Source organism: Xanthomonas sp. NCPPB 3005 (assembly GCF_041228095.2).
GTDB classification, from domain to species: domain Bacteria; phylum Pseudomonadota; class Gammaproteobacteria; order Xanthomonadales; family Xanthomonadaceae; genus Xanthomonas_A; species Xanthomonas_A bonasiae.
Window position 1 is genome coordinate 2,089,708 of sequence record NZ_CP166096.2, and the last position, 24,965, is coordinate 2,114,672.

The following is a 24,965-nucleotide window of genomic DNA, read 5'->3' on the forward strand; positions in this document are numbered from 1 at the left end:
ATCCTTCTCTGGCTTGTCGGTTGCCTCAGCCGATCTGCGGCGCCGGCCACGCGTTGGCGATCTTGCAGAACAGGCGCGCGGTCTGCTCGGTGTCGTAGACCGCGCTGTGCGCGTCGGCGGCGTTCCAGTCGAAGCCGGCCGCCTGTACGGCGCGGGCCAGCACGGTCTGGCCGTAGGCGATGCCGGCCAGGGTCACGGTGTCGAACACGCTGAAGGGGTGGAACGGGTTGCGCTTGTGGCCGCAGCGGGCCACGGTGGCGTTGAGGAAGTTCAGGTCGAAGTGGGCGTTGTGGCCGACCAGGATCGCGCGCTGGCAGCCGTACTTCTTCACCGCCGCGCGTACCGGCGCGAACACATGGTCCAGCGCCTCGCGCTCGGGCTTGGCGAAGCGGAACGGGTGGTCGAGGATGATGCCGGTGACTTCCAGCGACTTCGGGTCGATGGCGGTGCCGGGCGCCGGCACCACATGCGCGCTGGCGGTGGCGCCGGGGTACAGCTGGCCGGCGTCGTCCATCTCGATCGGAACCACGGCGATCTCCAGCAGCGCGTGCCGGTTCCAGTCGAAGCCGCCGGTCTCCACGTCCACCACCACCGGCAGATAGCCGCGGAAACGCCGCGACATCGGGGTGGCGGCAAGGGGCTGGGACGGGCTTTCGACGTGATCGTTCATGCGTGCAGGGTAGCAGAGCGCGGCTAAACGGCCGCCGCGGTGGGGGCGCCGCGAGTGTGGCGATGGGCCGGGCGTGGCCTGCGCGAGCGGCATCACGGTTGTCATCGCGTGGCAGGAGGCGGCAGCGCAGGCGATTGTTGGCTGCCACTTTGTGCGTCGCGGTGATGGCTCGAGGCCATTGGTAATGGCTCCCACATCGACTTGCAGCCGGCTGGGTGCACTGTAGGAGGGGCTTCAGCCCCGACACTGTCCGAGGTCGGAAGGCATACCGCTTCGTTTGTCGCGGTTGAAACCGCTCCTACAGGGGCATGCTCTGGATCTGGATCAGTCACCTTTGCGCCTCAGGCCGGCACGCGGGTACCGAGCACGCTGCCCTGCTGGCGCAGGCGCTCGAGCAGCGCGGCGCCGTCGTGCAGCAGCGCGGCCGGGTCCTGGCCGTGCTCGGCGGCCAGGCGCAGCAGCAGCGCGCGTCCGCTGTGCTCGCCGTCGCGCAGCCGCTCGACCAGGGCATGCGCCAGCGGCGCCAGTTCGGCGAACCGGGCCTGGCCGTCGGCATCGCGCCGCGCCAGCAGGCAGGTCGCCTGCGCCGGTGCCTCGCCCGGTTGCCAGGCCGGGCCGATGCGCTGCACCGGCCAGCGATAGCGCAGCAGGCGCAGCCAGGGCGAGAGCTGCGGAACGCCGTCGAGCAGGTCGCCGTGCGGATCGTGCGGCGGCAATGGCGCATCGTCGATCTGCACCTCCAGCTCGACCGTTTCGTAGTGCGCCAGTTCCGCCAGCCATGGCCGTTGCGCGTCCTCGCCGCGTTGCTGCAGGAAGCGCACGAACTCGCCGCCGATGCGCGGGAACAGCGGCGTGCGCGCGCGGTGCCCGGCGCAGAACGCGCGCAGCAGTGCCTGCCACGCGTCCTCGCCCAGGGTGGCGCGCAGCACCGGGAAATGCGAGGCGAGCAATTGCGCGAGGTTGTCGAAGAACAGCGCGCGGTACACCGCCAGCCGCCGCGGCTCGATGTCCGCCGGCGGCGCGTGCCGCTGCGGATCGCGCAGGTGCAGGGCCAGCGCGAACTGCTGCGCGTGCAGGGAATCAGCCATGCGCCGCTTGCGCCATCTGCGCTGCTTGCACCGACGTGGCCTGCGCCTGTGCGTCGCGGATGCGCTGCACCTCGTGCAGCAGCTCGGACAGCGGCGGGAACTGGCTGTCGCGCTCGAGCAGGGTGGGGCGCACGCCATGCAGCCGATAGGCGGCGTCGAGCAGATCCCACACGTCGTCAGCCACCGCCGCGCCGTGGGTGTCGATCTTCAGCGCGCTGGCGGCGTCGTCGCGATGCCCGGCGATGTGGTACGAGGCGACGCGTGCGCTCGGCATCGCGGCAAGGAAGGCGCGGGCGTCGTAGCCGTGGTTGGCGGCGTTGACGCAGACGTTGTTGACGTCGAGCAGCAGGTCGCAGTCGGCTTCGGCCAGCACCGCGGCAACGAACTCGGCTTCGCTCAACGCCTGGCCAGGCGCGGCGTAGTAGGACACGTTCTCCACCGCGATGCGCCGGCCCAGCGCATCCTGCGCCTGGGCGATGCGCGCGCCGGCATGGCGCACCGCTTCGTCGGTGAACGGCAGCGGCAGCAGTTCGTAGAGCTGGCCGTCGTCGGCGCTGTAGCTCAGGTGTTCGCTGTACAGCGCGACGCGGTGCCGATCCAGGAACCGCCGGGTCTGCCGCAGCAGGTCCGCGTCCAGCGGCGCCATGCCGCCGAGCGATAGCGACAGGCCATGGCAGCTCAGCGGATGGCGTGCGGTCAGCGTATCCAGCATCGCGCCCAGGCGGCCGCCGACGCCGATCCAGTTGTCCGGCGCGCACTCGAGAAAATCGAACGCGGCCGGCGCTGCCTGCAGCAGTTCCGGCAGCAGGCCGCGGCGCAGGCCGAGTCCGGCGCTCGCCGCAGGCAGCAGGCGCGGCGCGGAATCAGCCGCCGCCACCGCACTTGCCTTCGCCGCACTTGCCTTCGGCCATCGCCTTGTCGTCGTGCTGGGCCGCGGCGGCGGCGGCCTTGTCCGGCTTGGCCGTAGCGGTGTCCTGCGCATGCGCACCGCATGCGCCCTCGGCGGCCTTGCCGGCGCCGGCGGCATCCGTGGACTTGGCATTGGATTTGGGCTGCGCCGGCACGGTGGTCGCTGCCTTGTCGGCGCTCGGCGGCGCCGCGGCCTGGGCGCCGAGCGCATAGCCCTGGGCCAGGTCGGTCATCGCCAGCGCGCAGGCGGACAGGCCCAGGCCGCCGAGCAGGACGGCGCCGGCGAGGGCGGTGGACGGACGCGAGGGAATGGACATGCGGACTCTCCTGGCAGGCGGTCGTGGTGCCGGCGTCGCCACGCTGGCCGTGTCCGCCAAGCGTACCCGCTGGCGCCGTGCGCCGCATGCGGCGCTGCGCCGTCCGCCAACGAAAAGGCCCCGCCGAAGCGGGGCCTGGTGTGCGCCGCCGCCTCAGCGGCTGTTGGCGATGACGCTGCTGATGACGCCGGTGGCGACGGCGATCAGCACGTACTGGTTGTCGACCCGGCGCCACTCGTGGCCGCGCGGCGGCGCCTTCAGGCCGCGCTTGCGGTAGTCGGGCACGCGGTCGCCGCGATGATCGGAGGCCAGGCGTTCGCCGCGCTTGTAGTGGCGCGGACCTTCATGGCGGCCATTGTCGTGGCGGTCGTCGCGATGATCGTCGCGGCGGCCGTCGTTGCGCGCCTGTTGCGGACCGCGATCGCCGTGCTGGTCCTTGCGGCCCTTGTCGTCCTGATGGTCCTTGCGCACCTGCTGCGGATCGCGGTCGCGATCGTGGTCGTCCTGGCCGGCGGCGAATGCGCCGCCGGAGGCCAGCAAGGACAGGGCGAGGACCGAACCGATGATGCGCTTCATGGTGTCTCCTGGGTGGTCGGTGGAGAACGGCTCCACGCGTACCGACACGCTAGGCGCCAGCCGATGAATAGGCGATAAAATTTCCAGGAGATTCAATCATTTGCACGTGTCGATATGTGTCGCCACGTATCGACCGCGTCGAGGCCGCGTGAATCCGGACTCAGATGCCCGAGGTGCTGCTGGTTTCGTCGCGCTTGTCGCGCGGCGGCAACGGCTGGTCGCCATGCACCAGGAACCACACGTTCTCGGCGATGTTGGTGGCGTGGTCGCCGATCCGCTCCAGGTTCTTGGCCATGAACAGCAGATGCGTGCACGGGGTGATGTTGCGCGGATCTTCCATCATGTAGGTCAGCAGTTCGCGGAACAGCGCGGTGTACTGCGCGTCCAGCAGCGCATCGCCCTGGCGGACCCGCAGCGCGGCGTCGGCGTCGTTGCTCTGGTAGGCGAGCAGCGCTTCGCGGACCTGCTGCGCGGCGAGCTTGCCGAGCTGGCGCAGGCCCAGCGTCTGCGGCATCGGCGGCGAGGTGTTCAGCGCGATCGAGCGCTTGGCCACGTTCGCCGCGTAGTCGCCGATGCGCTCGATGTCGGCCGGGATGCGCAGGCCGGCGAGGATCTCGCGCAGGTCGCGCGCCATCGGCCCACGCAGCGCCAGCCGCATCACGTCGCTGCTGATCGCATGCTCGAGCGCGTCGATCGCCTCGTCGTTGACGACGATGCGCAGCGCGGCGTTGTCGTCGCGGCGCTCGACCACGTCCAGCGCCGCTTCCAGCTGCGCCACCGCGGTCTCGCCCATGCGCACGATCTCCGCGGCGATGCGGTGCTGTTCTTCGTCGTAGCTCTTCACGATGTGCTCGTTCGGCTGGGTGTTCATGTCGTAGGTCCGTTGGATTCGTTAGTGTCGCCGCGGCCGTCCTGGCGTCGCGGGGCTGGCGTCGGGGCGTCTCAGCCGAAGCGGCCGGTGATGTAGTCTTCGGTCTGCTGCTTGCTGGGCTGCGAGAAGATGATCTCGGTGCGGTCGTGCTCGATCAGGTCGCCCAGGTACATGAAGGCGGTGTAGTCGGACACGCGCGCGGCCTGCTGCATGTTGTGGGTGACGATGACGATGGTGTAGTCGCTCTTCAGCTCTTCGACCAGCTGCTCGATGCGGCTGGTGGAAATCGGGTCCAGCGCCGAGGTCGGCTCGTCGAGCAGCAGCACGTCCGGGCGCAGGGCGACGGCGCGGGCGATGCACAGGCGCTGCTGCTGGCCGCCGGACAGGCCCAGCGCGCTCTGCCCGAGCTTGTCCTTGACCTCGTCCCACAGCGCGCCTTGGCGCAGCGCCTGCTCGACGCGGTCGGTCATGTCCGCCTTGGACAGCTTCTCGTGGTGGCGGATGCCGTAGGCGACGTTCTCGAAGATGGTCATCGGGAACGGCACCGGCTTCTGGAACACCATGCCGACCTTGCTGCGCAGGCGGTTCATCGGGTACTTCGGCGACAGGATGTTCTCGCCGTCCAGCAGCACCTCGCCGCGCGCCTCCAGCTTCGGATACAGCGCATAGATGCGGTTGAAGATGCGCAGCAGCGTGGACTTGCCGCAGCCGGACGGGCCGATCAGCGCGGTGACGCGCTTTTCCGGCACCTCGATGTTGATGCCCTTCAGCGCGTGGTACTTGTCGTAATAGAAGTCCAGGCCGCGCGCGGCCACCTTGACCGGCGATGGCGCCAGCGCGGTGTGCCCGGTGGGCATGGCGATGCGGTGCATCGGTGCGGCGTTGTGCTGATCGTTCATGGCCGGTTCCATAGGGGTATCAATCGTTGGATGTCTTGTAGCGGCTCAGCAGGCCGCGCGCGCCGAGGCTGACCAGCAGCACGAACACGGTGAGCACCAGCGCGCCGGACCAGGCCAGTTGCTGCCAGCTCGGGTAGGGGCTGCCGGCGAAGGAGTTCATCACCACCGGCACGCTCGCCATCGGCTGCATGACGTTGTTGTTCCAGTACTGGTTGCCGAATGCGGTGAACAGCAGCGGCGCGGTCTCGCCGCTGATGCGCGCCAGCGCCAGCAGCACGCCGGTGACGATGCCGGCCGAGGCGCTGCGGTACAGCACCTGCACCGTCACCTTCCACTGCGGGATGCCCAGCGACAGCGCCGCTTCGCGCATCTGCGAAGGCACCAGGCGCAGCATTTCGTCGGTGGTGCGCACCACCACCGGCAGCACGATGAAGGCCAGCGACAGCGCGCCGGCCATCGCCGAGAAGCGCCCGCCGGTCTGCATCACGTACAGGGTGTACACGAACAGGCCGAGCACGATCGACGGCGCCGACAGCAGGATGTCGTTGACGAAGCGCACCACCTGGCCGGTCTTGCGCGCATTGCCGTATTCGGCCAGCCAGGTGCCGGCGGCCACGCCCAGCGGGGTGCCGATCAGCAGCGCCAGGCCGCACATCACCGCGCTGCCGAAGAACGCATTGGCCAGGCCGCCTTCTTCGCCCGGCGGCGGGGTCATGCGGGTGAACAGGTCGACGTCGATGCCGGCGATGCCCTTGGACAGCAGGGTCCACAGGATCCAGCCCAGGAACGCCAGCCCGAACAGCGCGGTGAGGCAGGACAGCAGCAGCGCGAACACGTTGACCACGCGGCGGCGGTTGTACAGACGGTCGGCGATGTCGGCGGCCATTAGTTGCCCTCCCGGCGCGACAGTTGCTGCAGCATCAGGCGGGCGATCGCCAGCACCACGAAGGTCACGATGAACAGCACGAAGCCCAGCAGCAGCAGCGCCGAGCGGTAGGTCTCGGTGGCCTCGCCGAAGTCGTTGGCGATCAGCGCGGCGATGGTGGTGCCCGGTTCCAGCAGCGACGGCGACAGCCGCACCGTGTTGCCGACCACGAACGCCACCGCCATGGTCTCGCCGAGCGCGCGGCCCAGGCCCAGGAAGATGCCGCCGATCACCGCCGAGCGGGTGTAGGGCAGCACGATGTCCCAGCTCACTTCCCACTTGGTCGAACCCAGCGCGTAGGCCGATTCCTTCAGCCGCGTCGGTACGGTCAGGAACACTTCGCGCATCACCGAGGAGATGAACGGGATCACCATGATCGCCAGCACGAAGCCGGCGGTGAGCAGGCCGATGCCCAGCGGCGGGCCCTGGAACATCGGGCCGATCACCGGCAGCGTGCCGACGTGGTCGTTGAGCCAGGGGGTACCGTATTCGGTCATCACCGGCACCAGCACGAACAGGCCCCACATGCCGTAGATGATCGATGGGATGCCGGCCAGCAGTTCGATGGCGGTGCCGATCGGGCCGCGCAGCCAGCGCGGCGACACTTCGGTCAGGAAAAACGCGATGCCGTAGCTCACCGGCACCGCGATCAGCATCGCGATCATGGCGGTGACCAGGGTGCCGTAGATCGGCGCCAGCGCGCCGTACTTGTTCTCGACCGGATTCCATTCGCTGGAGTAGAAGAAGCTCAGGCCCTGCATCTGCAAGGCATGGCGGCCGCCCCACAGCATCGACAGCGCCGCGCTGGCCAGGGCGATGAGGACGAAGACGACGGTGGCGGTGAGCGTCCAGCGGAACAGACGGTCGGCACGGGCGTCGCGCAGGTCGCGTCCGCTGGGCGCCGGTATCGCTTCGGGAATGACAGTGGCGTTCATGGGCTCGGTGTTTGCCGGAGCGCGCGGTGGCGCGGTCCGATCGTTGCCGCGGCGGCGATGGCCGCGCGGTGGGTGGCTGCGTCGCTCCCGCGCGAGCGGGAACCCGAAAGTCCGGACTACGTCGTACCGATGCGGCGCCCGGCGCTGCCTGCAGCAATGCCGGGCGCGGTTCACATGCGCGGCGCGTCACGCCGCCGCGCACATGCTTCCGCCGGCGAGGGCGGAAGCGGGGTGGCGCTTACTTGAACTCTTTGGCCCAGTACGCCTCGATCTGCTGCACCAGCTCCGGCGGCAGCGGCACGTAGTGCAGTTCGTTGGCCTGCGGCTGGCCCTTTTCGAACGCCCACTTGAAGAACTCCAGGGTCGCCTTGCTGCGCGCCGCATCCTTGGGCTGCTTGTGCATCAGCATGAAGTTGGTGGCGGTGATCGGCCACGCCTGCGCGCCGGCGGCGTTGGTGATGACCAGGTTGAAGTCCTTGGCGTTGGCCCAGTCGGCCGACGCGGCCGCCGCGGCGAAGCTTTCGGCGTTGGGCTGGACCCAGTTGCCGGCCGCATTCTGCAGCGAGGCGTACGGCATCTTGTTCTGCAGCGCGTAGGCCAGTTCGACGTAGCCGATCGAGCCCTTGATCTGCTGCACGTACGAGGCTACGCCTTCGTTGCCCTTGCCGCCGACGCCGCCCGGCCACTGCACCGAGGTGCCTTCGCCGACCTTGCTCTTCCAGTCCGGGCTGACCTTGGACAGGTAGTTGGTGAAGTTGAAGCTGGTGCCCGAACCGTCGGAGCGGTGCACCAGGTTGATCTTGGTGCTGGGCAGGGTGGTGCCCGGGTTCAGCGCGACGATCGCCGGATCGTTCCAGGTGGTGACCTTGCCGAGGAAGATGTCCGCCAGCACGCTGCCGGTCAGCTTCAGCTTGCCCGCTTCCATGCCGTCCAGGTTGACCACCGGCACGACCCCCCCGATCGCCGAGGGGAACTGGCCGAGGCCGGCGGCGGCCAGCTCGGCGCTGTCCAGCGGCTTGTCGGAGGAACCGAAATCGACGGTGCCGGCCTTGATCTGGGCGATGCCGCCGCCGGAGCCGATCGACTGGTAGTTGATCTTGTTGCCGGTGGCGGTGTGGTAGTCGGCCGACCACTTGGACACCAGCGGATAGATGAAGGAGGCGCCGGCGCCGGAGATTTCCGCGGCGGTCTTGGCGCCGTCGGCCGGAGCGGCTGCGGGCGCACCACCTGCCGCATCGGCGGCACCCTGCGGCTTGTCGCCATTGCCCGGCTGGCAGGCAGTGACGGCGAAGGCGAGGGCCAGGGACAGGACGGCAAAGCGTGCCGGCTGCAATTTCATGGGGTCACTCCGTAGCGAAGAGGGCCGGAAGGTCCGGCGGATGTTCGCTATGAAATGATGTTTTTGTTACAGCCTCATGACGTAGCTGCCCGTGCGTGAAATTGGTCAAGGAAAACAGCAGCTTCTCTCCCTTCTGCCGTCGCGAGCGGGGCCGGGGGGAAGGGGGCGGGCGGAGCCACGCGCAGATGGGCGGACTCGCTGCGCTGGTGCGCGCGTCCTCCGGTCTCTGGTCGGCTCTGGTGCGTCCTGCGAGATCAGGCGCCGCTTCGCGTTCTCATCAGGCACCGCTTCACGCCTTCCCTCATCCGCCCTTCGGACACCTTCCCCGAAAAGGGGGCCGTGGTCCGAGGGGAGAAGGGGGCATGGTCTCGGAGGGAGAAGGAACAAAAAACGCGGGCCCCGTGAGGGGCCCGCGTCCGGGTAGCGATCGGCGGAGAGAGAGAGAGCCGATCAATACTTCAGGTTGGCGCTCCAGTACGCGTCGATCTGCTTGACCAGCGCGTCCGGCAGCGGCACGTAGTCCAGCTGCTTGGCCTGGGCGTCGCCGTTGGCGTAGACCCACTTGAAGAAGTCCTTGGTGGCCTTGGCGCTGGCCGGGTTCTTCGGCTGCTTGTGGACCAGGATGAAGTTGGTCGCGGTGATCGGCCACGACGCCTCGCCCGGGGCGTTGGTCATCACCAGGTAGAAGTCCTTGGCGCTGGCCCAGTCGGCGCTGGCGGCAGCGGCGGCGAAGCTCTCGTCGCTGGGCTGCACGAACTTGCCGGCAGCGTTCTTCATCGCGGTGTAGGACATCTTGTTCTGCAGCGCGTAGGAGAGCTCGACGTAGCCGATGCCGCCCTTGATCTGCTTGACGTAGGCGGCGACGCCTTCGTTGCCCTTGCCGCCGATGCCGACCGGCCACTGCACCGCGGTGCCTTCGCCGACCTTGCTCTTCCAGTCCGGGTTGACCTTGGACAGGTAGTTGGTGAAGTTGAAGCTGGTGCCCGAACCGTCGGAGCGATGCACCACGGTGATCTTGCCGTCGGGCAGCTTCACGCCCGGGTTCAGGGCGACGATCGCCGGGTCGTTCCAGGTCTTGACCTTGCCCAGGAAGATGTCGGCCAGGGTCTTGCCGTCCAGCTTCAGCGCGCCTGGGGCGACGCCCTGCACGTTGACCACCGGCACCACGCCGCCGATCACCGACGGGAACTGGGCCAGGCCGGACGCGGCCAGGTCGTCCGGCTTCAGCGGCGCATCGGAAGAACCGAAGTCGACCGTGGCGGCCTTGATCTGGGCGATACCGCCGCCGGAACCGATCGACTGGTAGTTGACCTTCTTGCCGGTCGCGGCGTTGTAGTCGGCCGACCACTTGGACATGACCGGATAGATGAACGAGGCGCCCGCGCCGGTGACATCGGCGGCATTGGCGGCGAACACGAACGACGCGGCGACGACAGCAGTCGCGACGCGGGATTTGAGCGAGAGGATCACGGAGGAAGCTCCTGGAGGGTGGTATGCGGGGCACCGCATGCGGTCATTACATAACCGTTCGATGACGGTGCCGGGGCTGCTACATGACGGAAACATGACGCTGCGACGGAGCATGGCGCCGGTGCCGCGCACGGCATGCGCCGCGCGCGGCATCGGGCCGCGGCGATTACCAGTAGAACTGCGCGCGCGCTTCGAGGATGTTCGGCTTGTCGCTGACGTTGCCGCGGGTGGTGCTGCTGTACTTGCTGCTGTCCACCATCACGTAGTTCAGCGCCAGCTTGAAGTTGGAGCGCCAGTACCAGTTGGCGCCGACCGTCCAGGTGCTCATCTTGCCGCCGAGCACGCCGTCGACCAGCGGTGCGCCGACCGGACGGGCGATCAGGTCGCCGTCGTTCAGGTCGATGCTGTCGTAACGCACGCCCAGCTGCCACATGCCGCTGGCCGGCTCGTTCGGCAGCGGGGTGGTCGGCACGCCGGCCTTGTAGCCCCAGGTCTCGCCGGTGATATTCCACACGCCGCTGAGGTACCAGCCATCGCTGCTGTAGTTGTCGCTGGAGCCGTAGCGCTCGACCTTGGCGTTGTAGTACTCGGCCTGGGTCTTGAACGGGCCGGTGACCCACATCGCTTCGCCGCCGATCACGCCGATGCGGTCGGTGTTGGTCAGGTTGCCGCTGTCGACCAGGCGCACCGAGGCCAGGTCGGCGTCCGGACGCGCGCGCAGGCGCAGCGTGTCGGCGTCTGTGTCGTAGTTCACGTAGCTCAGGCCGAAGTGCAGGATGTTGCCCGCCTCGTTGATCGGCGCGAAGGTGCCGCGCGCGCCGTAGCCGCTGCCGTGCGCCAGGTTGCGGGTCAGCTCGCGGCCGAACACGCTGCCGACCACGCTCCAGTTGTTGTCGCCGAAGCCGACCGCGCCGCCGAGGCGACGCGACACCGCGTAGGTGTTGGTGACCGAGGCCTTGGAGATGAAGTCGTTGTTCTTGGTGCTGGACAGTTCTTCCAGGCTGTTGGGCTGCTTGTACTGGCCGAGCTGCAGGAAGTTGTTGGCGTTGCCGCCGAACTTGTACTTGATGTTGTTGTCCAGGAACTTGCCGGTGCTGCGCACGGTGGTGCCGTTGTTGGCCGACTCGCGCAGGGTGCTGGCGTCGTAGCCGACGACCCACTCGTAGTTGCCCGGGCCCTTGCCCTTGGCGACCAGCTCGGCGCGGCGGATGCCGAACTCGGAGTTCTTGCCGTTGTTGCCGGTGGTGCCGTTGAGGTCCTGGACGTCGTTGTCGTACCAGTTGCCGTCGGCCTGGACCAGGCCTTCGAAGGAGATTTCCGAGCCGCCGATCACGTCGATGGCGATTTCGGCGTGGGCGGCAGGCGCGAACATCGCAGCGAGCACGGCTGCCGAGAGAAGGGTGCGAGACAGTTTCATGGGTTGCCTGGGCGGTGGAAGATGCGCGCAGGCTAATATGTGAAGATTGCGTAAATGTGACACTTAACGTACACCGGGCGTGCACGCCGGTGCACGCCACTGCGTTATCTGCGCCATTGGACGCGCGTCATGTTGCGTTCCGATGGCGCGCAGATGAAATGCCGCATGCGGGTGTGGCGGACGACGGACATCACAAAGCGCGGCATCGTCTCGCCAGCGCGCCATCGATTGGCTCTTTTGTGCGCTGCACCACTTGTCGGTCGCGGACCCGCTGGGTAGCGTGGAGACATGAACTCGCATGCCCGCAAACGGATGCCGATGCTCGCCGCACTGTTGCTGATCGCGCTGCTGGCGCTGATGCCGGCGTTGCGCCCGGCGCCGACGGCGCTGGCGCCGGCGCCGACCGACAGCGGCCAGGCGGCTGCGCCGGAAGTGCAGGTGGCGGACGCGCAGGATGCATCGCGCAGCAGCGCCGATCAGCTTGCGTACGACGACACGCCGGTGCTGCCGGCCGCGCCATGGCGGCCGGCACGCATCGCGCCGATCTGGCCCGAGCCGGCGGCGCGGCACGGCGCCGGCACCCATCCGCGGCCGCGTCTGCGACCTCCCAGCGCCTGAGCCAGCGGATCCGATCCCGCTCGGCCGCCGGCCGCGTCGAGGTCGATCGCCGCTCCGACTTCCACCCGCCCGCCAGCACCTGCCTACTCGTGCAGTGCGTCCACGGCGCGGCCCTCGCTGTCCGTCCCCCGTTCTGCGGCATCCGCCGCGGCGACGCCTTTCCCTTGTCCCGAGGTTCCCCCATGGAAAGTCTGCTCAATGGTTTCCGCCACTTCCGCAAGGAGGTCTACCCGCGCCAGCGCGGCCTGTTCCGGCAACTGGCCGGCGGCCAGACCCCGCACACGCTGTTCATCACCTGCGCCGATTCGCGGGTGATGCCGGAACTGATGTTCGCCGCGCAGCCCGGCGAACTGTTCGTCTACCGCAATATCGGCAACGTGGTGCCGCCGTACTCGCAGCACGTCAGCGGCGTGGTCGCGGCGATCGAATACGCGGTGGCGGTGCTGCAGGTGAAACACATCGTGGTCTGCGGCCACACCGACTGCGGCGCGATGAAGGCGGTACTCAACCCCGACGCGTTGCAGGACGTGCCGAACGTGGCCGCCTGGCTCAAGCACACCGACAGCGCGCGCCAGGTCGCCGCGCAGCACGACCACGCCGGGCACCCCGAGGACGCGCTGCACTGCCTGACCGAGGAGAACGTGGTGTCGCAACTGGACCACCTGCGCACCCAGCCGGTGGTGGCGGCGCGGCTGGCACGCGGCGCGCTGCGCATCCATGGCTGGATCTACGACATCGCCCACGGCGAGATCCGCGCCTTCGACGCCGAGCAGGGCCGCTTCGTGCCGCTGCTGCCGGAAGAGGGCAAGCGCGCGCCCGAAGCCACCCCGCGCCCGCGCCTGGTGCCGGTCCTGCGCAACGTCGCGGTCTGAAGGAGTCGACCATGCGAACCATGACAGAACCCTCCCGCGCCGGCGCCTCCGCGCTCGCCGGCTACCTGCGCAACGGCGCGTTCGGCCGCGACCTGCTGGCCTCGGTGGTGGTGTTCCTGGTCGCGCTGCCGCTGTGCATGGGCATCGCCATCGCCTCGGGCATGCCGCCGGCCGCGGGCCTGATCACCGGCATCGTCGGCGGCCTGGTGGTCGGCATGATCGCCGGCTCGCCGCTGCAGGTCAGCGGCCCGGCCGCCGGCCTGGCGGTACTGGTGTTCGAACTCGTGCGCCAGCATGGCGTGGCCGCATTGGGGCCGGTGATCCTGCTGGCCGGCGCGATCCAGTTGATCGCCGGGCTGTGCCGGGCCGGGGTGTGGTTCCGCATGACCTCGCCGGCGGTGGTCGCCGGCATGCTCTCGGGCATCGGCATCCTGATCGTCGCCTCGCAATCGCACGTGCTGATGGATGCGGCGCCGAAGGCGCGCGGGCTGGAGAATTTCGCCGCCTTGCCGGCGGTGCTGTGGCAGGCGCTGGAGGCGGGCGTGGGCCGTGCCGCGCTGGCGGTCGGCCTGGGCACCATCGCGATCATGCTGGTCTGGGAGCGGCTGCGGCCACAACCGCTGCGCTTCGTGCCCGGCGCGTTGCTGGCGGTGGTGGCGATGACCGCGCTGGTGCAGTTGCAGGGCCTGGACGTGCGCAAGGTCGACGTGCCGGCCAACCTGTTCTCGGCGATCCAGACCCCGACCCTGGCCGAGATGCTCGGCGTGTTCGATGCGACGCTGCTGCTGTCGGCCTTCACCTTCGCCTTCATCGCCAGCGCCGAGACCTTGTTGTCGGCGGCGGCGGTGGACCGCATGCACGACGGCCCGCGCACCCACTACGACCGCGAACTCGCCGCGCAGGGCATGGGCAACATGCTGTGCGGCTTTCTCGGCGCGTTGCCGATGACCGGCGTGATCGTGCGCAGCGCGGCCAACGTGCAGGCCGGCGCCGCCACACGCATGTCCACCATCCTGCACGCCGGCTGGCTGCTGGTGTTCGCGCTGCTGCTGCCGTGGCTGCTGCGGATGACCCCGGTGGCGTGCCTGGCCGGCATCCTGGTCTATACCGGGCTGAAGATGGTCAAGCTCGGGCAGGTGCGCGACCTGGCCGCCTACGGCCGCGGCACCGCCGCGATCTACCTGGCGACCACCTTCGCCATCGTCGCCACCGACCTGCTCACCGGCGTGCTGATCGGTTTCGCCCTGTCGTTGTTGCGGCTGGCGCTGCAGCAGTCGCGGCTGAAGGTCGGCGTGCATGCGCACGAGGACGCCGACGGCAGCGCTGCGGCAGGGGCCGGAGCCGGCAAGCTGCGCCTGTCGCTGGAGGGCTCGGCGACCTTCCTGCGCGTGCCGACGATGGCGCGCACCCTCGAGCGGTTGCCGCCCAACACCGAGCTGCATCTGGACGTGGCGCGGCTGCATCACGTCGACCATGCCTGCCTGGAGCTGCTGCGCGACTGGAGCCGCAATGCCGCCGCCCGCGGCTGCGCGCTGGTGGTGGACTGGAAGGAACTGGACCGACGCGTGGAGGGGCAGCGCGCGGCGTAGCGGGCCGCGCCGTTCTGATGCGCATGCACGGGAATCGTGCAGGAGTGGCTTCGGTCGCGACCAGTGCAGCTGCGGGTATTCCTGATTCGGAAGCTGTCGCGGCTGAAGCCGCTCCTACAGTGCACCCAGCCGTCTATTCGCAGGCCGTGTAGGAGCGGCTTCAGCCGCGACGAGCGAAGCGGTGGATGTTCCGAACTGACATGCGGTCGGGACTGAAGTCCCTTCCACAAAAGGCCTCGCCGCTCGGCTGCGCTTGGGAAGCCTGTGTGGAGGCAATTTCGGTTGCGACGAACGCGGCGATGGGTCTTCCGGTTGCGCGAGCGGTCGCGGCTGAAGCCGCTCCTACAGTGCACCCGGCCGGCTATTCGCAGGCCGTGTAGGAGCGGCTTCAGCCGCGACGAGCGAAGCGATGGATGTTCCGAACTGACATGCAGTCGGGACTGAAGTCCCTCCCACAAAAGGCCTCGCCGCTCGGCTGCGCTTGGGATGCCTTTGTGGGGGCAATTTCGGTTGCGACGAACGCGGCGATGGGTCTTCCGGTTGCGCGAGCGGTCGCGGCTGAAGCCGCTCCTACAGTGCACCCGGTCGGCGATCCGCAAGCTGGTGTAGGAGCGGCTTCAGCCGCGACGAGCGAAGCGGTGGACGTTCCGAACTGGCATGCAGTCGGGACTTGAAGTCTCCCCTACAAGAGGTCTCGTACCTCGATTGCGCCGCGGAAACCCTTGTGGGAGCGACTTCATTCGCGACGACGGACGCGGTGGGAGTTCCGGCCTCGGACGCTGTCGCGGCTGAAGCCGCTCCCGCAGTGAAGCTGAGCGGCGCTACGACGGCTGTCGTTGGAACAGCTTCACGCCGGCGTCTTGTCCTTGAACCGGCACAGGTCGCGGATCACGCAGCGCGGGCAATCCGGCTTGCGCGCCTTGCACACGTAACGGCCGTGCAGGATCAGCCAGTGGTGCGCATCGTGCATGAACTGCGCCGGCACCCGCTTGAGCAGGCCGTCCTCGACCGCGCGCACGTCCTTGCCCGGGGCCAGGCCGGTGCGGTTGGCGACACGGAAGATGTGCGTGTCCACGGCGATGGTCGGCTCGCCGAAGGCGGTGTTGAGCACCACGTTGGCGGTCTTGCGGCCGACCCCGGGCAAGGCCTCCAGCGCCGCGCGGTCGCGCGGCACGTCGCCGGCGTACTGCTCGACCAGGATGCGGCAGGTGGCGATCACGTTCTTGGCCTTCGCGTTGAACAGGCCGATGGTGGAGATGTAGCGTTTCAGGCCATCCTCGCCCAGCGCCAGGATCGCCGCCGGCGTGTTCGCCACCGGATAGAGACGACGCGTGGCCTTGTTGACCCCGACATCGGTGGCCTGCGCCGACAGGATCACCGCGATCAGCAGCTCGAACGGCGTGCTGTAGTCCAGCTCGGTGGTCGGCGTGGGATTGAGTTCGGACAGGCGCGAGAACAGTTCGTGGATCTCGGCCTTGCTCAAGGTGGGTCCACGCCGCGGCGCGGCGACCGCTGCGCTCATTGCGGACCCCGCGCGGCCGCCCTGGCCTTGGCCCGCGCCAGGATCGCCGCCGCGGCCGGCGGCAGCGACGGCGCCGCGGCGGCGACGGTCGCCGGCGGCGCGCGCCGGGCTTCGCGTGCGGCGGCGCGGCGTGCCAGGCGTGCGCTGCGCGCGCGGTAGCGTTCGCGCGCGGCCCAGGCCTCGCGCAGGCGCTGTTGCGCCGCCAGCAGTTGCGCGCGCAGCTGCGGATACGCCGGATCGAGCAGGTCGTCGTCGGCGGTGCCGACGTAGTCCATCAGGCCGGCATCGATCGCCGCGTCGAGATCGTCGTCGAGCACCCAGCGCAACAGGTGCAGCGGCGATGCGGGGGAGGGCAGGTCGGGCATCGGGCGCGCGACTCAGCGATTGCGGAACAGCGGCGGGCGCCGCTCCAGGAATGCGCGCGTGCCTTCGCGCATGTCCTCGCTGGAGAACAGCAGGCCGAACTGCGCGGTCTCGTACTCGAGGCCTTGCTCGATCGCCGATTCGGCGCCGACCTGGATCGCGTCGAGGATGCCGCGCAACGCCAGCGGCGCGGCCGCGGCCAGTTGCCGTGCCAGCTGCAGCGTGGCCTCGCGCAACTCGGCCGCAGGGACCACGCGGTTGACCAGGCCCAACTGCAGCGCGCGCGCCGCATCGATCGGCGTGCCGAGCAGGCACAGTTCCAGCGCCGCGGCGCGGCCGGCCAGGCGCACCAGGCGCTGGGTGCCGCCGAAGCCAGGGATCAGCCCGAGGTTGATCTCCGGCTGGCCGAGCCGGGCGCTGTCGGCGGCCACGCGCAGGTGGCAGGCCATGGCCAGCTCCAGCCCGCCGCCGAGCGCGAACCCGTTGACCATCGCCAGCACCGGCTTGGACAGGCGCTCGATCCGGCGCATCAGGCGCTGGCCCAGCTGCGAGAAGTCGCGACCCTGAACCGGTGTGAGTTCGTTCATTTCGGCGATGTCGGCGCCGGCCACGAAGGCCTTCTCGCCGGCGCCGGTCAACACCACGACGCGGATGCCGGGGTCGGCCTCGGCCTCGGCGAAGGCCGCGTCCAGCGCCTGTAATGTTTGGTGATTCAACGCGTTGAGCTTGTCAGCGCGGTTCACGGTGACGATGCGGATCGCATCCTGGGTCGTGGTGACGACCGGCGTGCCGGACATGGCCATTCCTGAGATGTAAAAAAAGAGTGAAGGGAACTCCGGCGACGCTGGTTTGTCAGAGTTGCGTCGTCGGTAGCGGTTATGCGCCGCGGCGGCTATCCTAACGCGTCATCTCAGGCGGCACAGGCCGTCCTGTGCCACCACCCTGGAGAATTGTTTGATGAAGTTGCGTTCTATTGCGGTCGCCGTGGCGGCCCTAGCCCTGAGCGGCAATGCGTTCGCCCAGGACACCTCGTCCGAGAAGGGCAAGCTGAGCTATTACTTCGGTTACGACTACGGCAACAACCTTGCCGAACTGTCCGGCCGCGGCGAGCAGCTCGATATCAATGCGGTGGTGAAGGGCTTGCAGGATGCCTACGCCAAGAAGCAGCCGGCGGTCGCCGCCGACCAGCTGAAGCCGGCCGTCGAAGCGTTCCAGAAGCGCGAGCAGGCCCGTGCCCAGCAGGCCAAGGCCGACTACGAGAAGGCCGCTGCCGAGAACAAGACCAAGAGCGACCAGTTCATCGCGCAGAACAAGGCCAAGGCCGGCGTGCAGACGCTGCCCAGCGGCGTGCAGTACCGCGTGATCGAAGCCGGCAAGGGCGCCAAGCCGACCCAGGCCAGCACCGTGCAGCTGGAAGTGGCCGGTCCGTACCCGTTCGGCCAGCGCCCGGCGCAGGCGCGTCCGGCGCAGCAGATCCCGTCGATCAAGGTCAGCGAAGTCGAGATGCAGGCCATGCGCGACACGCTGCTGCAGATGCCGGCCGGTTCCAAGTGGGAAGTGACCCTGCCGCCGGACAAGGCCTATGGCGCCGACCCGCGCACGCCGTTCCCGCCGAACGTGGCGGTGCAGTTCGAGATCAAGCTGATCAGCGTCAAGTAAGCGCGCTGTCCAGTGCATGACGATTGCGCCGGCGGCAACGCCGGCGCAATTTTTTTTCCGGCGGGGAAAGTGCCGCTGCCGGCGAATCGCGCTAGTCTGAGCAGGTGTCGAATCCGATGGATCCCGTCCCCCATGCGTTGCTCACGCCCTGCATCGGTCTGTGCACGCTCGACGCGCAGGGCTACTGCGCGGGCTGCCTGCGCAGCGGCGACGAGATCGCGCGCTGGCGCGGCATGAGCGACGCCGAGCGCCAGCGCTACATGCAGGAGGTGCTGCCGGCACGCGGCTGGTCGCCGACGCCGGGCCAGCGCCTGGCCGAGCGCACGCGGCTGCTGCGCGCGCTGCATCCGCTGCAGCTGCCGCCCGACGGCCCCGGCTGGAACCACCACGAACTGCACGACCTGCTGCCCGACGGCGCACTGGCCGAAGCGGCGGTGCTGGTCGGGCTGCTGCCGCGTGCCGACGGCACCCACGTGCTGCTGACCCGGCGTACCGACAGCCTGCGCCACCATGGCGGCCAGGTCAGTTTTCCCGGCGGCCGCATCGAAGCCGACGACGCCGATGCGGTGGCCGCGGCGATCCGCGAGAGCGAGGAAGAAATCGCGCTGTCCGCGGCGCAGGTGGAACCGCTGGGCTACCTCGATCCGTTCGTGACCATCAGCGGTTTCCGGGTGATGCCGGTGGTGGCCGCGATCGATCCGGCGTTCGTGCCGCAGCCGCATCCCGACGAAGTGGCGGACGTGTTCGACGTGCCGCTGGCCTACCTGATGGCGCCCGACAATCTTCGCAGCATCGAGACCGATTACCGCGGACGGCCGCGGGTGGTGCTGGAATACGGCTGGCCGGGGCAGCGGATCTGGGGCGCGACCGCGGCGATCCTGCTCAACCTGCGCCGACGACTGGAGCAAACCGCATGAGCGAACCCTTCCCCGAGTGGAAGCACCTGGTCGATGCGCCGGCGCTGGCCGCCGCGCTCGGTCATCCCGACCTGCGCCTCGTGGATGCGCGTTTCGCCGCTGCCGCGCTCGCCGATCCGCAGGCCGCGCAGCTCGCGCGCCAGGCCTACACGCAGTCGCATCTGCCCGGTGCGGTGTACGCCGATCTCAACACGGATCTGTCCGACCTCGGCCGCCGCGGCCTGGGCCGGCATCCCTTGCCCGACGCCGATGCGTTCGCGCAGACGCTGGGGCGCTGGGGCATCGCGCCGCACACCCAGGTGGTGGTCTACGACGCCGGCGACGGCAGCATGGCCGCGGCGCGGCTGTGGTGGATGCTGGGCCTGCTCGGGCATCGCCGCGTCGCCGTGCTCGACGGCGGCCTGGCCGAATGGCGCCGGCTCGGCCTGCCGGAAACCGATGCCGCCGCAACGCCTGCGCCGCAGCCGCCGTATCCGCAACGCTTCGACGCCGGCCGTATCGCCGATGCCGAGGAAGTCGCCGCGCGCCTGCACGAGGCGCCGGGCTGGCTGCTGGATGCGCGCGCCGGCGAGCGCTTCCGCGGCGAGGTCGAACCGATCGATCCGGTCGCCGGGCACGTGCCCGGCGCGATCAACCGCCCGCTGGGCCAGAACCTGCGCGATGGGCGCTTGCGTCCGCCGCAGGAGCTGCGCGCCGAGCTGGAGCCGCTGCTGCACGGGCGCGATCCGCGCGAGGTGGTGCTGATGTGCGGGTCGGGCGTGACCGCCTGCCATCTGCTGTTGGCGCTGGAGCATGCCGGCCTGCACGGTGCGCGCGTGTATGCCGGATCGTGGAGCGGCTGGATCGCCGACCCGGCGCGGCCGCGCGCCAGCGGCTAGCTGCCACCGCAGGGGCGCCGTGGCGCGTCGGTGTGGCGTGGAGGAGACATGGGTGGCAACTACAGAGGCTGAGGCGATGCGCTGGCGTGGGATGTGGATGCTGACGGCGGCGCTGGGCCTGGCCGCCTGCGGCGAGCGGCCGCGCGCCGCAGGCGCCGATGCCTCGCCGCGCTCGCAGTCCGGCACGCACTACCGGATGGCGGTGGAACAGCGCCGCGCGCAACGCGTGGCGCGGCTGCGCGCGCCGGGCGGCTGGCTCAGCTATACCGGTTCCGGCCGGCTGCGCAGCGGCGTGCACCAGGTGGGCAGTGCCGCAGGCAACGACGTGCAGCTGCCGTCAGGCCCCGCGCACCTGGGCAGCCTGCGCATCGATGCCGATGCCGGCGTGTCGTTCGAAGCTGCCGAAGGCGCCGCGCCGACGGTGCGCGGGCAACCGTTCCGCGCCGGCCGCCTCGGCACCGATGCGGCGCACGGCAGCGAGACGCGGCTGGCGCTGGGCGAGCAGGAGTTCTACGTGGTGCGCACCGGCAACCTGTTCGGTTGGCGCTTCCGCGATCCGCATGCGGCCGCGCGCGGCAGCTTCCGCGGCATCGACTATTTCCCGATCGATCCGCGCTGGCGCGTGGTCGCCGACTGGCATCCGGCCCCGCTGCCGCGCGCGATCGTACTGCTCACCTCGATCGGCACGCCGCAGCCGCTGGCGCTGGCGGGCAGCGCCGAGTTCACCCTGGACGGCCGCCGCTACCGCTTGCAGGCGCTGCGCGACGACGACGGCAAGCGGCTGTTCTTCCCGTTCACCGACCGCACCAGCGGCCGCGAGAGCTATGGCGGCGCGCGCTATCTGTTCGTGGAGCCGCCGCAGGGCGAGCGCATCGTGCTGGACTTCAACCTGGCGCAGAACCCGCCGTGCGCGTTCACCGTCCACGTGGTGTGCCCGTTGGCGCCGGTCGGCAATCGCCTGGAGCTGGCGGTGACCGCAGGCGAGAAGAACTACGTCGGTCCGCGCTGAGCCTGCGGCGCTGGCGCCGTGGGGCGCGGTGTGGCTGCTGCCTTTGTAGGAGCGGCTTCAGCCGCGACACGCGCCATCAGGGTGCCTGTCGCGGCTGAAGCCGCTCCTACAGGGGGGCGGTGTCAGCGGTCTGAAAGCTCATTTGCCGAGGGCGCATACGGCACCAGCGCAACCGCCTCCAGCACCTGCGCCCACGGAAACAGCGGGCCGGGATCGAGCTTGCGCTGCACCTGCCGCGCCGGATCGTCGCTGGCGGTTTCGCGGCTGCGGTCCAGCGCGTCGTGGCCGGCGATGTGGCGCAGCTGCGGCAACTGCGCCTGCAACTGGTGCAGCAGCGCGATCAGCGCCTGGATCTGCGCCGGCGGATACGCTTCGTCCAGCGCCTGGTGGCGCGAATCCAGCCAATGCGGATAGCGGCCGCGGTTGACCAGTTCGATGCCCAGCGAGCGCGGGTTGTAGCCGCGCACGTGGTGCGCCACCCGCTGCAGCGGCACGTAGCGGTACACGCTGCCGTCGCGGTCGATGTAGAAGTGGCCGCTGTTGCCGGTGCCGGACGGATACAGCACGCGTTCGCCGTAGGCGCGCGCGCTGGCCAGGTCGGGCAGTTCGGTGCAATGGATCACCGCCAGATCGATCGCGTCCAGGGTGCGCGCCTGCAGCCGTTCGACGTAGGGCAGGGGCGCATCGTGGATCGGCAACGGCGGGGTCTGCGACATACACGGATGCTAGCATTCGCCGATGACTCTGAATCCCGATAGCCCGCTGGCGACGCTGCTCGCCACGTTGCCGCGCGCCGGACGCGTGGACTGGATAGGCCTGCGCCCGGCGCGCGACGTGCCGATGCTCGAAGTGGCGCAGGCGGTGGCGCACGCCGATGGCGGCCTGTTCGGCGACCGCTACGCCGGCCGCAACGGCACGCGCGGGCTGACCCTGATCCAGGCCGAGCATCTGCCGGCGATCGCCGCATTGGCCGGCCATGCGCAGGTGGCGCCGGCGACGCTGCGGCGCAACCTGGTCGTCTCCGGCATCCCGCTGATCGCACTGAAAGGGCGCCGCTTCCGCATCGGCGAGGTCGAGCTGGAAGGCATCGCGCCATGCGATCCGTGCTCGCGCATGGAGGACGCGCTGGGCCCGGGCGGCTACAACGCGATGCGCGGCCATGGCGGCCTGTGCGCGCGGATCGTGCACGGCGGCACGCTGCGGCTCGGCGATGCGGTGGTGGCGCTGTGAGCCGCGGCCACTGCATCCTCGCGCACGGCTTCGAGAGCGGCCCGGACGCGATCAAGGTCGCGGCATTGGCCGAGGTCGCGCAGCGGCTGGGCTGGAGCCACGAGCGCCCGGACTTCACCGACCTGGACGCGCGCCGCGAGGTCAGCCAGCTCGGCGACGTGCCGGCGCGGCTGCAGCGTCTGCTCGGGTTGGCGCAGGCCGCCGCGCAGCGCGGGCCGGTGGTGCTGGCCGGCTCCAGCCTGGGCGCCTACATCGCCGCGCAGGTGTCGCTACAGGTGCCGGTGCGCGGCCTGTTCCTGATGGTGCCGCCGACGCGGATGGGCTGGATGCCGGCGCTGGACGCGGCGCCGGTGCCGATCTCGATCGTGCATGCCTGGCACGACGAACTGATTCCCGCGGCCGAGGTGATCGCCTGGGCGCAGGCGCGCGCGGCGCGGTTGCTGCTGGTCGACGACATGCACCGCCTGGGCGACCACGTCGAGACCTCGGCGCGCGCGTTCGCCGAATTGCTGGAAATGCTGTGAGCGGCGTGTCGCGCGCAGCAGGCCGCATCAACCGGAGCCACCGATGGAACTGAACATCCGCGCCGAGACCCAGGCCGACCACGCCGCGATCGAGGCGCTGACCCTGGTCGCGTTCTTCCGCGTCGCGCACAGCCGCCACGACGAGCAGCAGATCATCGAACGGCTGCGCGCGGACGGCGCGCTGAGCCTGTCGCTGGTGGTCGAGCACGACGGCTACATCGTCGGCCATGTGGCGGTGTCGCCGGTGCGGCTCTCCGATGGCAGCCGCGGCTGGTACGCGCTGGGGCCGCTGTCGGTGGGGCCGGGCCACCAGCGCCAGGGGCTGGGCACGCGGCTGGTGCGCGAGGCGCTGGCGCAACTGCAGGCGCTGGGCGCGGCCGGTTGCGTGGTGCTCGGCGAGCCTGCGTTCTACGCGCGTTTCGGCTTCGCGCCGGAACCGGGACTGGTGTTGCCCGGGGTGCCGGCCGGGTACTTCCAGGCGATCGGTTTCGGCGACCGCCTGCCGCCGGTGGCGGAAGCCGAATACCACGACGCGTTCCTGGCCGGCGGCTGAGCGCCGCCGCCGCGCCTTTGCCCGGCCGCGGACACGCGGGTTATCATCGCGCTTCAGATCCGCGAGCCGAGGATTCCGCCGATGCGCCATTGATGCCGCCGTCTTCGACGGCCTTGTCCGTTCCTGCCGACTGCGGCGGGCGTGACCGGCATCTGTGGAGTTCCCATGACGCATCCCTTGCTCGCGCTGGACAGCGCGTCGTATGTCCTGGCCGATGGCAGGCCCCTGTTTTCCGATCTCGATTTCGCACTCGATGCGCGCCGCACCGGCCTGGTCGGCCGCAACGGCGTCGGCAAGAGCGTATTCGCGCGCCTGCTGGCCGGCCAGCTGGCGCCGAGCGCCGGGCACTGCCAGCGCCACGGCCGCATCCATTACCTGCCGCAGCAGATCGTGCGCGCCGCCGACGCCACGGTGGCCTCGCTGGCCGGGGTGCGCCCGGCGCTGGACGCACTGGCGCGGATCGAGGCCGGCAGCGCCGATCCGGCCGACTTCGACGCGCTCGGCGAGCGCTGGGATATCGCCCAGCGCCTGCACGTCGAACTGGAGCTGTGCGGACTCGGCCATGTGACGCCGCAGCGGCCGGCGGCCGAACTCAGCGGCGGCGAGGCGATGCGCGTGGCGCTGCTCGGCGCCTGGCTGTCCGACGCCGATGTGCTGATCCTGGACGAACCGAGCAACCATCTCGACCGTGAGCAGCGCCGGCAACTGCAGCAGCAACTGCAGCGTTGGCCGCATGGGTTGCTAGTGGTTAGCCACGATCGCGCGCTGCTGCAGGACATGCAGCGCATCGTGGAACTGTCGTCGCTGGGCCTGCGCGACTATGGCGGCGGTTACGCGTTCTACGCGCAGTGCAAGGCGCAGGAGCGACAGCAGGCGCTGGCCGAGCTGGAACGCTGCAAACACGAACGCCGGCGCCAGGGCGATGCGCTGCGCGAGCAGCAGGCGCGCCAGCAGCGGCGCAGCGCGCATGGCCGCCGCCAGGCGCAGGACGCCAACCAGGCGCCGATCCTGCTCGGCCGGCAGAAGCAGCGCAGCGAACACAGCGCCGGCAGGCACCGGCAGCAAGCGGTCGCCGCGCACACGCGGCTGTCCGCGCAGGTGCGCGAGGCCGCGCACGCGGTCGAGGCCGCGGCGCCGGTCGCCTTGTTCGCGCCGATGCCGGCTGCGGCGGCCGGGCGCCGGGTCGCCGAACTGCGTGGCCTGCGGCTGCCGTACGCGCCGCCGGCGCGCGCCGCGCTGGAGCTGTGCATCGGCGGCCGCCAGCGGATCGGCGTGGTAGGGCCGAACGGCAGCGGCAAATCGACCCTGCTGCGGGTGCTGGACGGCCAACTGGCGCCGCTGGCCGGGCGCTGCGAGGTGCATGTGCCCAGCGCCTACCTGGACCAGGGATTGCAGCTGCTCGATCCGGCACAGCCGCCGCTGGCGCAGCTGCAGGCGGCCAATGCGGTGGCCGACGTGGCCGACCTGCGCACGCGGCTGGCCCTGCTCGGCCTGGACGCGCAGCGCATCGGCGTGCCCAGCGGCCGGCTCAGCGGCGGCGAGCGCCTGAAGGCGGCGCTGGCCTGCGCGTTCTACCGCGATCCGCCGGCGCAGTTGTTGCTGCTCGACGAGCCGGACAATCACCTGGATCTGGACGCGCGCGAGGCGCTGCGGCAGGTGCTGTTGCAGTATCCGGGCGCGCTGCTGGTGGTGTCGCACGATGCCACGTTCCTCGACGGCCTGCGCCTGGACGCGCGCCTGCAGGCCGATCCGGACGGCTGGCGGCTGGCGCCGTGGTGAGCACGGGCCGCGCGCCGTGGGCGCCAACCGCCGGGC

27 protein-coding genes are annotated in these 24,965 nt (G+C 70.0%); 11 read left to right on the plus strand and 16 right to left on the minus strand.

The features are described 5' to 3' along the window. Window positions 1-25 precede the first annotated feature (25 nt). The 12 genes from rnt to AB8810_RS09000 form a co-directional block, all read right to left on the minus strand. Window positions 26-670, minus strand: a complete 645-nt coding sequence (gene rnt / locus AB8810_RS08945) for a ribonuclease T (RefSeq protein WP_179565798.1) — start codon at window positions 668-670, stop codon at window positions 26-28. A 341-nt stretch (window positions 671-1,011) separates the two neighbouring features. After that, on the minus strand, window positions 1,012-1,758 hold the full coding sequence (locus tag AB8810_RS08950) for a DUF2063 domain-containing protein (RefSeq protein ID WP_369916305.1): 747 nt from the start codon (window positions 1,756-1,758) through the stop codon (window positions 1,012-1,014). Continuing rightward, window positions 1,751-2,635 (minus strand): DUF692 domain-containing protein, encoded by an 885-nt coding sequence (locus tag AB8810_RS08955; protein ID WP_369916307.1) that lies wholly within the window; start codon window positions 2,633-2,635, stop codon window positions 1,751-1,753. The genes AB8810_RS08950 and AB8810_RS08955 overlap by 8 nt, the downstream gene beginning before the upstream one ends. Next, entirely contained in the window at window positions 2,622-2,984 is a 363-nt protein-coding gene (locus tag AB8810_RS08960) for a hypothetical protein (protein WP_369916308.1), read from the minus strand. Before AB8810_RS08960 ends, AB8810_RS08955 begins: the two co-directional genes overlap by 14 nt. 153 nt (window positions 2,985-3,137) lie before the next feature. After that, complete coding sequence (locus tag AB8810_RS08965) at window positions 3,138-3,560, minus strand: RcnB family protein (protein ID WP_179565790.1); 423 nt, start codon at window positions 3,558-3,560, stop codon at window positions 3,138-3,140. 160 nt (window positions 3,561-3,720) lie between these two features. Then, a complete protein-coding gene (phoU, locus tag AB8810_RS08970) occupies window positions 3,721-4,431 on the minus strand; it encodes a phosphate signaling complex protein PhoU (protein ID WP_179565788.1) in 711 nt (236 codons plus the stop codon). A gap of 71 nt (window positions 4,432-4,502) precedes the next feature. Beyond that, the gene (gene pstB / locus AB8810_RS08975) at window positions 4,503-5,330 is read right to left on the minus strand and encodes a phosphate ABC transporter ATP-binding protein PstB (protein ID WP_179565786.1); all 828 of its coding nucleotides are present in this window, start codon (window positions 5,328-5,330) and stop codon (window positions 4,503-4,505) included. A gap of 19 nt (window positions 5,331-5,349) precedes the next feature. Further along, window positions 5,350-6,216: a phosphate ABC transporter permease PstA gene (pstA, locus tag AB8810_RS08980; RefSeq protein WP_206230044.1), complete on the minus strand. Its 867-nt coding sequence runs from the start codon at window positions 6,214-6,216 to the stop codon at window positions 5,350-5,352. Next, window positions 6,216-7,190: a phosphate ABC transporter permease subunit PstC gene (pstC, locus tag AB8810_RS08985; protein ID WP_179565782.1), complete on the minus strand. Its 975-nt coding sequence runs from the start codon at window positions 7,188-7,190 to the stop codon at window positions 6,216-6,218. Before pstC ends, pstA begins: the two co-directional genes overlap by 1 nt. Before the next feature lie 238 nt (window positions 7,191-7,428). Continuing rightward, window positions 7,429-8,529, minus strand: coding sequence for a phosphate ABC transporter substrate-binding protein PstS (gene pstS / locus AB8810_RS08990; protein ID WP_179565781.1), 1,101 nt, complete (start codon window positions 8,527-8,529; stop codon window positions 7,429-7,431). 450 nt (window positions 8,530-8,979) lie between these two features. Continuing rightward, window positions 8,980-9,999, minus strand: coding sequence for a phosphate ABC transporter substrate-binding protein PstS (gene pstS, locus AB8810_RS08995; RefSeq protein WP_179565779.1), 1,020 nt, complete (start codon window positions 9,997-9,999; stop codon window positions 8,980-8,982). A gap of 166 nt (window positions 10,000-10,165) precedes the next feature. Continuing rightward, entirely contained in the window at window positions 10,166-11,416 is a 1,251-nt protein-coding gene (locus AB8810_RS09000) for an OprO/OprP family phosphate-selective porin (RefSeq protein ID WP_369916309.1), read from the minus strand. 318 nt (window positions 11,417-11,734) lie between these two features. On the opposite strand from AB8810_RS09000, the gene AB8810_RS09005 reads away from it, so the two are divergent. The 3 genes from AB8810_RS09005 to AB8810_RS09015 all read left to right on the plus strand — a co-directional run bounded on the left by AB8810_RS09005 (window position 11,735) and on the right by AB8810_RS09015 (window position 14,495). Beyond that, on the plus strand, window positions 11,735-12,034 hold the full coding sequence (locus tag AB8810_RS09005) for a hypothetical protein (protein ID WP_241093253.1): 300 nt from the start codon (window positions 11,735-11,737) through the stop codon (window positions 12,032-12,034). Between the two features lie 182 nt (window positions 12,035-12,216). After that, window positions 12,217-12,906: a carbonic anhydrase gene (locus tag AB8810_RS09010; RefSeq protein ID WP_179565773.1), complete on the plus strand. Its 690-nt coding sequence runs from the start codon at window positions 12,217-12,219 to the stop codon at window positions 12,904-12,906. A gap of 11 nt (window positions 12,907-12,917) precedes the next feature. Beyond that, window positions 12,918-14,495 carry a SulP family inorganic anion transporter gene (locus AB8810_RS09015; RefSeq protein ID WP_369916310.1) on the plus strand — a complete coding sequence of 526 codons (1,578 nt, stop codon included), beginning with the start codon at window positions 12,918-12,920 and terminating at the stop codon, window positions 14,493-14,495. An 847-nt stretch (window positions 14,496-15,342) separates the two neighbouring features. Here AB8810_RS09015 and nth read toward each other — a convergent pair. From nth to AB8810_RS09030, 3 genes are read right to left on the minus strand one after another with little or no spacing between them, the layout of a single operon-like run. After that, window positions 15,343-16,017 (minus strand): endonuclease III, encoded by a 675-nt coding sequence (gene nth, locus AB8810_RS09020; protein WP_191825577.1) that lies wholly within the window; start codon window positions 16,015-16,017, stop codon window positions 15,343-15,345. Next, window positions 16,014-16,382, minus strand: a complete 369-nt coding sequence (locus AB8810_RS09025; RefSeq protein WP_369916311.1) for a hypothetical protein — start codon at window positions 16,380-16,382, stop codon at window positions 16,014-16,016. The genes nth and AB8810_RS09025 overlap by 4 nt, the downstream gene beginning before the upstream one ends. 12 nt (window positions 16,383-16,394) lie before the next feature. After that, entirely contained in the window at window positions 16,395-17,177 is a 783-nt protein-coding gene (locus AB8810_RS09030; protein WP_369916312.1) for an enoyl-CoA hydratase-related protein, read from the minus strand. Between the two features lie 160 nt (window positions 17,178-17,337). Between AB8810_RS09030 and AB8810_RS09035 the strand changes: the two genes are divergently transcribed. The 4 genes from AB8810_RS09035 to AB8810_RS09050 all read left to right on the plus strand — a co-directional run bounded on the left by AB8810_RS09035 (window position 17,338) and on the right by AB8810_RS09050 (window position 20,843). Continuing rightward, window positions 17,338-18,039 carry an FKBP-type peptidyl-prolyl cis-trans isomerase gene (locus AB8810_RS09035; RefSeq protein WP_145707454.1) on the plus strand — a complete coding sequence of 234 codons (702 nt, stop codon included), beginning with the start codon at window positions 17,338-17,340 and terminating at the stop codon, window positions 18,037-18,039. Window positions 18,040-18,155: 116 nt separating this feature from the next. Continuing rightward, the gene (locus AB8810_RS09040; protein ID WP_179565764.1) at window positions 18,156-18,956 is read left to right on the plus strand and encodes a DUF1289 domain-containing protein; all 801 of its coding nucleotides are present in this window, start codon (window positions 18,156-18,158) and stop codon (window positions 18,954-18,956) included. After that, on the plus strand, window positions 18,953-19,834 hold the full coding sequence (locus tag AB8810_RS09045; RefSeq protein WP_369916313.1) for a sulfurtransferase: 882 nt from the start codon (window positions 18,953-18,955) through the stop codon (window positions 19,832-19,834). Before AB8810_RS09040 ends, AB8810_RS09045 begins: the two co-directional genes overlap by 4 nt. A 76-nt stretch (window positions 19,835-19,910) precedes the next feature. Continuing rightward, the gene (locus AB8810_RS09050; protein ID WP_179565760.1) at window positions 19,911-20,843 is read left to right on the plus strand and encodes a DUF1684 domain-containing protein; all 933 of its coding nucleotides are present in this window, start codon (window positions 19,911-19,913) and stop codon (window positions 20,841-20,843) included. 122 nt (window positions 20,844-20,965) lie between these two features. On the opposite strand, the gene AB8810_RS09055 is transcribed toward AB8810_RS09050, so the two are convergent. Next, on the minus strand, window positions 20,966-21,559 hold the full coding sequence (locus tag AB8810_RS09055; RefSeq protein WP_179565758.1) for an N-acetylmuramoyl-L-alanine amidase: 594 nt from the start codon (window positions 21,557-21,559) through the stop codon (window positions 20,966-20,968). 22 nt (window positions 21,560-21,581) lie between these two features. On the opposite strand from AB8810_RS09055, the gene AB8810_RS09060 reads away from it, so the two are divergent. From AB8810_RS09060 to AB8810_RS09075, 4 genes are all read left to right on the plus strand, one after another. After that, window positions 21,582-22,073 (plus strand): MOSC domain-containing protein, encoded by a 492-nt coding sequence (locus AB8810_RS09060; protein ID WP_179565756.1) that lies wholly within the window; start codon window positions 21,582-21,584, stop codon window positions 22,071-22,073. Further along, complete coding sequence (locus AB8810_RS09065) at window positions 22,070-22,597, plus strand: alpha/beta fold hydrolase (RefSeq protein ID WP_369916314.1); 528 nt, start codon at window positions 22,070-22,072, stop codon at window positions 22,595-22,597. Before AB8810_RS09060 ends, AB8810_RS09065 begins: the two co-directional genes overlap by 4 nt. A 43-nt stretch (window positions 22,598-22,640) precedes the next feature. Beyond that, a complete protein-coding gene (locus AB8810_RS09070) occupies window positions 22,641-23,150 on the plus strand; it encodes a GNAT family N-acetyltransferase (RefSeq protein ID WP_369916315.1) in 510 nt (169 codons plus the stop codon). Between the two features lie 165 nt (window positions 23,151-23,315). Next, on the plus strand, window positions 23,316-24,929 hold the full coding sequence (locus tag AB8810_RS09075) for an ATP-binding cassette domain-containing protein (protein WP_369916316.1): 1,614 nt from the start codon (window positions 23,316-23,318) through the stop codon (window positions 24,927-24,929). The last annotated feature ends 36 nt before the right edge of the window (window positions 24,930-24,965 follow it).